Source organism: Pseudomonas parasichuanensis, from assembly GCF_021601385.1.
GTDB classification, from domain to species: domain Bacteria; phylum Pseudomonadota; class Gammaproteobacteria; order Pseudomonadales; family Pseudomonadaceae; genus Aquipseudomonas; species Aquipseudomonas parasichuanensis.
In genome coordinates this window covers 1-465 of the sequence record NZ_BQHO01000090.1, presented here as the reverse complement: position 1 = coordinate 465, position 465 = coordinate 1, and the positions used below count along the sequence as shown (strand labels likewise).

Sequence of the window (465 nt, the reverse complement as noted above, 5' to 3'; positions counted from 1 at the left end):
TGATGGTGAAGGTGCCAGAGGCGCTGCCCGCTGGAACGGTGACTTTGGTGCCGTCGGTCAGGGTGAAAGTCAGGCCGTTATGGCCAGTGACCGACAGGCCCTGGGCGTTGGTCAGGGTCACGGTGTAAGTGATCTGGCCGCCTTCAGTGACGGTGGTCTTGTCCGCCGACAGGGTGGCGACAACTTCACTGGTGGTGTCGGTGATCTGCACGGTGGCAGAACCGCCCAGTTCCAGGTTCTCGAAGGTCTTGCCTGCAACAGTCGCGTCGCTGACGCCCACGGTCAGGCTGTCCGCGTCCTTGAAGACGTCATCGCCTTGGGCATCGGCCTTGTAAATCGCTTCGGTCTGGCCGGCCGGAATCACGACTTTGGCGCCGTTGCTCAGCGTAACGGTGAGGTCCTGATCCAGTTTCTGGCTGACTTTGACGGTGAAGCTTGGCTGCTGGTCTTCGGTGACATCGCCAT

At 61.1% G+C, this 465-nt stretch carries 1 protein-coding gene; it reads right to left on the bottom strand.

Annotated features, from left to right (window positions below):
- Window positions 1-465, bottom strand: a 465-nt coding sequence (locus L6D77_RS27070) for an immunoglobulin-like domain-containing protein (protein WP_236170233.1), incomplete at both ends; no start/stop codon positions are given.